This is a genomic window from Parapedobacter sp., assembly GCF_053550995.1.
In genome coordinates, this window is the sequence record NZ_JBMQOC010000096.1 from 1 (window position 1) to 9,296 (window position 9,296).

6 protein-coding genes are annotated in these 9,296 nt (G+C 51.2%); 2 read left to right on the forward strand and 4 right to left on the reverse strand.

Features of this window, described 5'->3' with window-relative positions; all coding sequences use genetic code 11:
* On the reverse strand, positions 1-521 hold a 521-nt coding region (locus ACO1NT_RS12820; protein WP_449049039.1), incomplete at its 3' end, for a rod shape-determining protein.
* Between the two features lie 205 nt (positions 522-726).
* Here ACO1NT_RS12820 and ACO1NT_RS12825 point away from each other — a divergent pair.
* On the forward strand, positions 727-2,619 hold the full coding sequence (locus tag ACO1NT_RS12825) for a transglutaminase domain-containing protein (RefSeq protein ID WP_449049041.1): 1,893 nt from the start codon (positions 727-729) through the stop codon (positions 2,617-2,619).
* Complete coding sequence (locus ACO1NT_RS12830; protein WP_449049043.1) at positions 2,616-4,520, forward strand: DUF3857 domain-containing protein; 1,905 nt, start codon at positions 2,616-2,618, stop codon at positions 4,518-4,520. The genes ACO1NT_RS12825 and ACO1NT_RS12830 overlap by 4 nt, the downstream gene beginning before the upstream one ends.
* Positions 4,521-4,525: 5 nt before the next feature.
* Here the strand turns inward: ACO1NT_RS12830 and ACO1NT_RS12835 are convergent, their stop codons facing one another.
* The 3 genes from ACO1NT_RS12835 to ACO1NT_RS12845 all read right to left on the reverse strand — a co-directional run.
* Positions 4,526-6,181 (reverse strand): M1 family metallopeptidase, encoded by a 1,656-nt coding sequence (locus ACO1NT_RS12835; RefSeq protein WP_449049044.1) that lies wholly within the window; start codon positions 6,179-6,181, stop codon positions 4,526-4,528.
* Positions 6,182-6,242: 61 nt separating this feature from the next.
* On the reverse strand, positions 6,243-8,438 hold the full coding sequence (locus tag ACO1NT_RS12840; RefSeq protein WP_449049045.1) for a S9 family peptidase: 2,196 nt from the start codon (positions 8,436-8,438) through the stop codon (positions 6,243-6,245).
* 37 nt (positions 8,439-8,475) lie between these two features.
* Positions 8,476-9,296: M24 family metallopeptidase (locus ACO1NT_RS12845; RefSeq protein ID WP_449049046.1), on the reverse strand; the 821-nt coding region annotated here is incomplete at its 5' end.

Below are 9,296 nucleotides of genomic sequence, written 5' to 3' on the forward strand. Positions count from 1 at the left end.
CCGGATAATGCAATGACTGCGATTTCGGTCGTACCACCGCCGATATCAATCACCAGGTTGCCCATGGGCTCTTCGACATCGATACCGATACCAACGGCGGCAGCCATGGGTTCGTGCACCAAATACACTTCCTTGGCCCCCGCGATTTCGGCAGAGTCGCGCACGGCCCGTTTTTCCACCTCGGTAATCCCCGAGGGGATACAAATGACCATTCGCAACGACGGGAAAAACCAGCCCTTGCCGTTATTGACCATCTTAATCATGCCACGGATCATGTGCTCGGCCGCGTTGAAGTCGGCAATGACCCCATCTTTCAGAGGCCTTACGGTCCGGATGTTGTCATGCGTTTTACCCTCCATTTGCATGGCCTGGCGCCCTATGGCAATGACCTTGTTCGTGGTGCGGTCGAACGCCACGATAGATGGTTCATCCACCACCACTTTGTCATTATGGATAATGAGGGTGTTTGCCGTACCCAAATCAATAGCAACTTCTTGTGTAAACCAGTTAAATAAGCCCATCCGGCAAATATGATAAGATTTTTAAATAATGTGCAAACCTACCAAAAAAACTGATAACTTTATCCACAATATCCGATTTATATTCATCCGTTAATCTGTTGCTTCAACTATGGTAAAAACCTGCTTCGCCTTCGCTTTTTCAATGCTTCTGGGTATGTGTGCTCATGGCCAAGATTTTGTCTTCGGTTCACTTACGGCAGGGGACTTGAAACTAGAAAAAAATGACCTGGACAGTTTTTCGAATGCTGCCGTATTGAACGAATACGGCAAAGCCTACATGGTTTACGACGACACGAGGGGTTATACCCAGTTGGTGGTGGAATACCATGTACGTATAAAGATTTTCAATAGCGATGGCTATCGGCACGCGACGGTCGTGATACCTACGCATAAAGACGAGAGTGGCGAACGGGCGGATGAGATTTCCGAAGTGAAAGCCGTGACCATCAACGTGGAAGGGGGGAGGTTGGTGACCGTGCCGCTAGATAAGGACCAACTGTTTACCGAAGCGGTAAGTAAATACCTCACACACACCAAATTTACGTTTCCTAATTTACAAGATGGCTGTATCATTGAATACAGTTATCGATTACGATCGCCGCATATTTTCAATTTCCGTACCTGGTACCTACAAGATGACATCCCAAAAATCAACAGTTTGTTTGAGGCCATTATCCCGGCAATGTATCACTATAATGTTATTTTGCGGGGGCCTTATCCACTCGATAAGCAGGATGCCAAGATTGCCCGAGGGGCGTTCCGGATTGTGGGCCGTGACATCGATTGCTCGCATATAACCTATGGGATGAAAGATATACCTGCATTTGTATCTGAAGATTATATGACAGCTCCAAGTAATTTTAAATCAGCTATTTACTTTGAGCTTTCCGATATTTACAGGCTCAATGGGGCTAATATCAAGATTACAAAGGAATGGAAAAATGTGGACCGTGAATTGGTAACGCGTGCCGATTTCGGTCGACAAATGAAGCACGACCATGCGTTCAAACCGATTTTACCAACCATCCTAACGGGTACGTTGGACGATTTAGGTAAAGCAAAGGCCATTTACCAGTACATACAGCGGCATATCAAATGGAATCGGTACTTGGGCAAATACAGCGAATCCGGAGTCAGCAAGGCATTGGAGCGGCGGTCTGGGAATATCGGCGACATCAATCTTTCCCTGATTGCCGGCCTGCGTGCCGCTGGGTTGGATGGGGAGGCCGTCATCCTCTCCACGCGCGATAACGGCCTGGTCAACGATGTGCATCCGGTGCTCAGTGATTTCAATTATGTGATTGCCAAGGTTAATATCGGCGATACCTATTACCTGCTGGATGCGTCGGATCCATTATTGCCGTTTGGATTGCTACCATTGCATTGCATCAACGGCAAGGCACGCGTCGTCAGCTTGAAGGACTCCTCGTATTGGATCGTCCCGGAATCTTCACAGAAATCCACCACACAACATATGTTGACGGCTAAATTGGGGGCGGATGGTCTATTGCGGGGCCGCCTAACGACGAACAGTTATGGTTATGCCGCCTGGCGCAAACGCAAGGAACTGGCCGATTACAATACAACAGCGGAATATGTCGAACACCGCGACGAGAAGCTTGCGGGTCTCCAGATCGAATCGGGTGAAGTTTTGGGAGCGACTGAGCTGGATAAGCCATTCGTTGAACACTATGACATTACGGTGAAATTATATGATAGCTTACAGGCGGGGGAGCTGTTTTTCAATCCGTTTTTTATTAATCGGATAAATAAGAATCCGTTCAACCTAGACGAGCGTACCTATCCCGTAGATATGGGATCCGCCAGTGAGGTACGCGTATCGATGAGCATCGAACTGCCATCGGACTATGAACTGGTTGCCAAGCCTGAAGATTACAGGATGGCTTTGGAAAACAATGGCGGTCGCTACCTTTCGCAGACCCAGCTGGATAACAGCGTATTGACTTTTTCCCAATTGCTGGCACTGAATAAATCCACATACCCGCCAGAAAGTTATTTTGCGTTAAAGGAATTTTTCAGCCGGATCATCCAGCAGGAAAAAATCGATGTGGTCTTGCGTTTAAAGAGGGAGCAATGAGAGTTGGATTAGTGATATTGGTAATCGTATCGGTGGGCCTGTTGCGTGCAACTGCCCAGTCGGACTATGCGGTGGCACATATTCCTGCCACGCTCAAAAGTCGCGCCGACGCCGTGGTCCGCCACGAGGAAATCGTGGTCGACATGATTTCGCCGACCAAGGTGCGCTATCGCGTAGACCGCGCCATCACGGTTTTCAATCCCGCTGGCGAGGAGCGGGCTCGGCTGGTGATCCACTACGACAAAGCTACCTCGATTAAGCAAATTTCAGGGGCTGTGTATGACGAGATGGGTTTCCAACTGCGGAAATTTACGAAGCGCGATTGCCGGGATGAGAGCGCTGTTAGCGATTTTTCGTTGTATGAAGACAGCCGGGTAAAGCATTTCCTCCCTGCAGTGGCGGGTTATCCCTATACGGTGGCCTATAGCTACGAAGTGGAGCGGAAACAGAATTTGATTATCCCCGCTTGGCGTCCGGAAGCCTATTGGGATGTTGCGGTGCAACATAGCCAATACACGTTTATTTGTGCGGAAGAAGATGAGGTGCGGGTAATTGTAACGAACTACTCCGGCGAGCCGGTACATCATGTGGATGACGGCCGTCACGCCACGACGTGGGCCGCCGATAACCTCCCGGCAAGGCAGTATGAGCCTTACAGTCCTGATCCAGAAACCTATAAGACGATCGTAAGGGTTGCTCCTGTTTATTTTGAATATTATAAACATAACGGACAGTATACCAATTGGGAAGAGCTCGGTGGTTGGATGTTTGATGCACTTCTTTCGGATGGAATGGAGCTTTCTGCGCAGACGGTCGCTGAGGTTAACAAGCTGGTAGACGGATTGGCGAGCGATAAGGAAAAAGCTGCGGCACTCTATGGCTATCTGCAACGCAAGACCCGATATGTGAGTGTGCAGATCGGTATCGGTGGATTTAAGCCTACGGCGGCGGCAGTGGTTGATCGGCTTGGCTACGGGGATTGCAAGGGGCTGGTCAATTACATGCGGGCGCTATTGGCAGTGGTGGATATCCCTTCTTATTATTGTGTAGTGGAGGCAGGAAATGCCAAGCGTGATATCCGGGTTGATTTTGCCAGTATGGATCAGGGGAACCATGTGATCCTATGTGTGCCGCTTGAGCAAGATACCGTTTGGTTGGAATGTACCAGCCAGCGGCTGCCATTCGGTTTCTTGGGGTCGTTTACGGACGACCGGACCGTTTGGGCCTGTACGCCCGAAGGGGGGAAGCTATTGCGCACCCCAACCTTTGCTGCGCCGGTAAGTACGCAAAAACGCCATGCCGACCTGCAACTGGCCGAGGATGGCACCGTGTCTGGCCAGATGCGCACGATCTTTTCCGGTGGGCAGTACGATAACCATCTAGAGATAGCCGAAAGCAGTGGTGCCGCGCAAATGAAGTTATTAAAGGATGCTTATGATATTGACCACATCGGCTTTGAGCATGTCGACTACGAAAAGCAGGTGGATGACGCTCCGACGCTTATAGAAAACCTGGATGTGACTATGCCGCGCTATGCCCCCTCAAACGGTACCCAGACGTTCTTGCTGCCCAATATTTTCAATAGGCAGTTTAGCATACCCGATTTAAATAATAGAAAACAAGCAGTTTATGTAAATAGGGGCTTCACGGATGAAGATCACCTCACCTATACATTGCCGGACGGCTATACCGTGGTGGACGGACCCTGGAAAATCACGTTAGACAGCCCTTTTGGCCGGTTCGAGCTCACCATGGAACAGACAGGTAACCAGCTTTCTTATCGACGTCTGCTGGTATTGCGCGAGGGCACTTATCCGGCTGACCGCTACACGGAGTTGTGTGGGTTCATCAATGAAGTGAGTATGTATGACCACCGCAAGGTGGTATTCATTAACAATTAGCGAAGCTATTCCACCAAAACACCGATGTAGAAGTTGAATGTGTCCACGTCGAGGTTGTCGCGTGTAAGCCCCGGGATGCTGACGGGCGTAAATTGCCGCGTGGGCTGGATGAATTGATAAGAGCCTCCTTTGGTACGGACGCGTACCGGCATATCGAAGTCGCGTACGTCAGCAATCCAGCGGCAGAACGCCTTGCCATCTTCTGAGAAAGTAAATTCGAGTGTTGGGATACTGGCGTAGCGCACGTATTGTGCATACACCTTCGAGAGGTCTTTTCCAGACTGCTCGCTGATGTAGTTGACAATATCGTCATAGTCTACGGTGCTGTGGTAGAACTTGCTGTTGAGACCCCGGAGTATTTGCCGCCATTTTCCGTCGTCGTCGATGATGGTACGCACCATGTTGTGCAGCACGCCACCTTTGTTGTACATATCGCCGGATCCCTCGTTGTTTACCTGGTACTTGCCGATGATAGGCGCGAGATTTTGGATGCCGCGCCGGTTGCCGTGTACGTATTCCAGCCCCGCGCGTTTACCGAAGTGGTAGTCGATATATAGCGATTCGGAGTAGTTGGTGAAGCTTTCGTGTATCCACATATCCGCCAGGTCCTTTGAGGTGATGTTGTTGCCGAACCATTCGTGCCCCGCTTCGTGCACGATGATGAAATCCCATTTGTTGCCCCATCCGGTGCCCGACCCATCGCGGCCAAGGTAGCCGTTTTGGTATTTGTTGCCGTAAGCGATGGCGCTTTGGTGTTCCATGCCCAAGTGGGCAGTTTCCACCAACTTGAATCCATCGGTATAGAACGGATAGGGGCCGAACCAATATTCAAAGGCGCGGAGCATGGGTTTTACGTTGGCATCGAAATGCTTTTTTGCCTTCGCCTCATTTTCGCGTAGCACCCAGTAGTCGAGGTCGAGTACCCCTTTCTCCCCCTGAAATGTATCCGTAAAATGCACGTAGTCGCCAATGTTGGCCGCCACGTTGTAATTGTTTATCGGGTTGCTTACAAACCAGTTGAAACGTGTATAGCCGTCGCCCAGGTCCTCGCTGTCCCGGAGTCGGCCGTTAGACACGTTGGTGAGGCCATTGGGTACGCTGATGCTGATGAGCATACTGTCCACTTCGTCCGACTGATGGTCTTTGTTGGGCCACCATACACTGGCACCCAAGCCTTGGCAAGCAGTGGCAATCCAATGCTTTCCGTTGCTGTCTTTCTTGAAATCGAAGCCGCCGTCCCACGGTGCCCGTTTGGCTTGCACGGGGTGGCCTGCGTAGTATACGATGAACGAATCAAGCTGGCCGGCACCGATAGGTTTGGGGAAATCGATGAACACGGCGTTAAACTCCCGTTCGAAAGGGAGCAGCTGTCCGCGGTATTTTACACTGTCGAGGCGTAGGTTGTCGAACAGGTCGAACTGTAAGCGGTCGAAATCGGTGGTTGCCGTAAACAGAAACAGATTGGAGCCAACGATGTACCGGTTGTCGGGGTCAACACGTACATCCAAATGATAATAATTGATGTCGTAGCATGTGCGCAGCGGTGTAAGCTGGCCACGGAGGGAGTCGGCTCTACCGAATAGCTCGCGGGCTTTCAGCAATTGCGCATGGCTATCCATAAACGTACACGTTAATAAGCTTATCGTTAATAGGAGTTTCATTTTTTGCCGTTTTGCTGTTTGCTCTCTTTTACCGTAAAGAAATCTAAAATCTAATTACACATCAACGTCCACCCGGCGGACAATGCTGCTTGAGGTAATCGGTATATAATGTGGAAAGGTGGGCCTGTGTGCCTTCACCTTCACTGATACTATGGCTACGGTTGGGGTAGGCCATGAGTGAAAATTGTTTATTGTGTTTTACTAGCTCGTTGATGAGTAACTCGGCGTTCTGGTAATGCACATTGTCGTCAGCGGTCCCGTGGATGTACAGCAAATTACCGCGCAGATGCTGGGCGTGTGTCACGGGCGATCCCTCGATAAAGGGATTCCGGTCCTCTTGCGGCAGCCCCATATAGCGCTCCTGGTAGATATTGTCATACATCAACTGATTGCCCACCGCCGCGATGGCGATGCCCGTCTGGTAGATATCGGGGTATTTGAATAGGAGGTTTAGGGTAGACGACCCACCACCGCTCCATCCCCACACGGCTATACGATCGGGATCGACGAATGGCCATTTCAGGATTTCCCGGGCGCCCATGGCTTGGTCGCGGATGTTGTTTATACCGATGTTTTTATAGATGGCTTTCCGCCACGCACGCCCTTTTGGTGCCGGTGTACCACGGTTATCAAGGGAGATATACAGGTAGCCGTCGTCGGCCATGCTCCCTTTATAAAGCCTATTGCGGCCCACCCCGTATTGATCGGTAACGGTCTGTGCGGCCGGCTCGCCATAAACATAGAACACTACCGGGTATTTTTTGTTAGGATCGAAGTTGGTAGGTTTGACCATCCAGCCATCCATCTCTACGCCGTCGACGGTAGTGATGCTGAAAAATTCGGTTTTCGGGGCATCGGCTGGCAACTCGCTATAGACGCCCTCCATGCGGGTTTGGTGATTGGGGAGGCTGACTACATGTCCGGATAGGTTTGCGGTATGGCTGCTGTATCGATGGATGGCCACCCTGCCGTTAGGTGAGATGGTGTAGTTATGGGTGCCGGCCCGGTTCTCTGGGGTTAGCCGATCGGCTTCACCACCGTCCAACCCGATTCGGTAAAGGTATTTTTGGGTCGCATTATCGGGTGATGCGGAGAAATAGACATAGCCCTCTTTTTCATCGATGCAATCGATACCCATGATGTCGTAGTCGCCGTCTGTGATCCGCTTTTCATTCCCCTCGCGATCGATGCGGTAGATGTGCCGCCAGCCATCCTTCTCGCTGACCCAGATAAATTCCTTTCCGCTGTTTATCCAGATCCAGCCAGTAGGATCGTCGTGATTCCACCGGGCCTTGCTGTCTATCCAAGCGCTGTCCACCTCGGTATAAACCAACTTGCAGTTGCCGTTGGTTGCGTTGGCCAGGTAGATGTTGCTTTTTTGTTGTTTGCGGTCAAGCTGTTGGAAAACCAGTTCGTTGCCACCTGCTGCCCACTCCATTCGAGGAAGATAATGCTGTGCCGGGTCGCCCGGGACGTCTATGTTCACCGTATGGCCGTTATCTACGGTTACCACAGAGAGGAATGCGGCACTCGGTGCTTCACCCACCTTTGGGTATTCGACGGGGATGGTATAGGAGTAAGTTGAATCCGTATTGTTGATCATCAGGAAATTACGGATGGTACGTGCATCTATGGTCCAATAAGCAATCCGTTTCCCATCGGGCGACCAACGGAATCCGTCGCGGCAACCGAACTCTTCTTCATAAGCCCAGTCGAACGTGCCATGGATAATGCGGTCGGCGCCGTCGGTAGTAAGAGGTGTGATGGTTCCGGTGGCCAGTGCCTCTATGTACAAATTATGGCCGCTCACATAGGCGGCAAACGTTCCATCCGGCGACAACTTGGCGTACATGAGCGATGATTCGGGCAAGGTCTTACCGAGTTGGGTAAGTGATTTATCGCCACGGTCGAATACCCAATAATCACCGCGGGTGTCGTAACGCCATACGCGCTTGGTATTGGTATTGACAAGTATTTTACTGCCGTCTGTCGTTAATGAAAACCGCCGGACGGCCAATGGCGTGTCGCTTCCGGCAGGCGTCAGGTCGGCTTGGGTAGCTAGCACGGTACGTCGCGCCGGATCGGCCACTGCCTCTTGGACAATTTCGCCCGCCATGACCTTGATGATTGCGTTTCCATCGGCGGACCAGTGCACGTGCTGCCCGAATTGCGCGCGGGCGATATCGAAAGTCGTAAATAACAACGCTGCCAGTGCACTGAAGCAATATAGGTAGTTTCGAAACTTAATTCTATTCATGTTTTTTTGCTTTTTGCGATTTGCTCAACCTCCCACATTAAATGCTGGCTCGTATTTCTTCAATTTCGGCCACCGTTTTTGCTAACGGCTTCCCGAGTATCCGATGCCCGTTTACGGTGATGAGCAGATCATCTTCCACGCGGATGCCTCCAAATCCCCTGAAGGTTTCCACTTTTTTGTAATCGATGAATTGTGCGAGTTCATTTTCGGCTTTCCATCGGTCAATCAGTTCCGGAATGAAATATAGACCCGGCTCTACGGTCAGCACGTAGCCGGCTTCCAGTTCCTTGCCCAATCGAAGCGATTTAAGACCGAATGTGGTGGTGTCTTTGCGGAGCGTATCGGTGTAACCCACATACTGTTCGCCCAAATCTTCCATGTCATGGACATCCAATCCCATTAGGTGGCCGGTACCGCATTGGAAGAATAAAGTATGGGCGCCTGCGGCCACCGCTTCTTCCGTGTCCCCACGCATCAAGCCCAGGGCTTTCAACCCTTCGGTAAGCATACGGCAGGCTTGCAGGTGGATGTCGAGGTAACGGACACCGGGCTTGAGTTCGGCCGTAGCCGATGCAAGCGCATCCAATACCACCTGATAGGCTTCTTTCTGCTGGGTGGTAAATGCCCTGCCGGCCGGAAACGTACGGGTGAGATCGCCAGCATATCCCATAACGGTTTCCGCCCCTGAATCGTTGAGCACCAAATCGCCTTCCTGCAACACGTTGCCATGGTAATGGTTGTGCAGCACTTCGCCACGTACGGAGAGAATGGTGGGGTAAGCCAGGGTGCCGCCAGCCTGTTGTGCCACATGCTGCACCGCAGCTGATAGCTGCTGCTCGCTGATGCCCGGCTTCCCCA

Excerpts from the sequence above, each read along its gene's own strand:
- ACO1NT_RS12830 (WP_449049043.1), top strand. The coding sequence starts at position 2,616 with ATGAGAGTTGGATTAGTGATATTGGTAATCGTATCGGTGGGCCTGTTG.
- ACO1NT_RS12835 (WP_449049044.1), bottom strand. The coding sequence starts at position 6,181 with ATGAAACTCCTATTAACGATAAGCTTATTAACGTGTACGTTTATGGAT.
- ACO1NT_RS12840 (WP_449049045.1), bottom strand. The coding sequence starts at position 8,438 with ATGAATAGAATTAAGTTTCGAAACTACCTATATTGCTTCAGTGCACTG.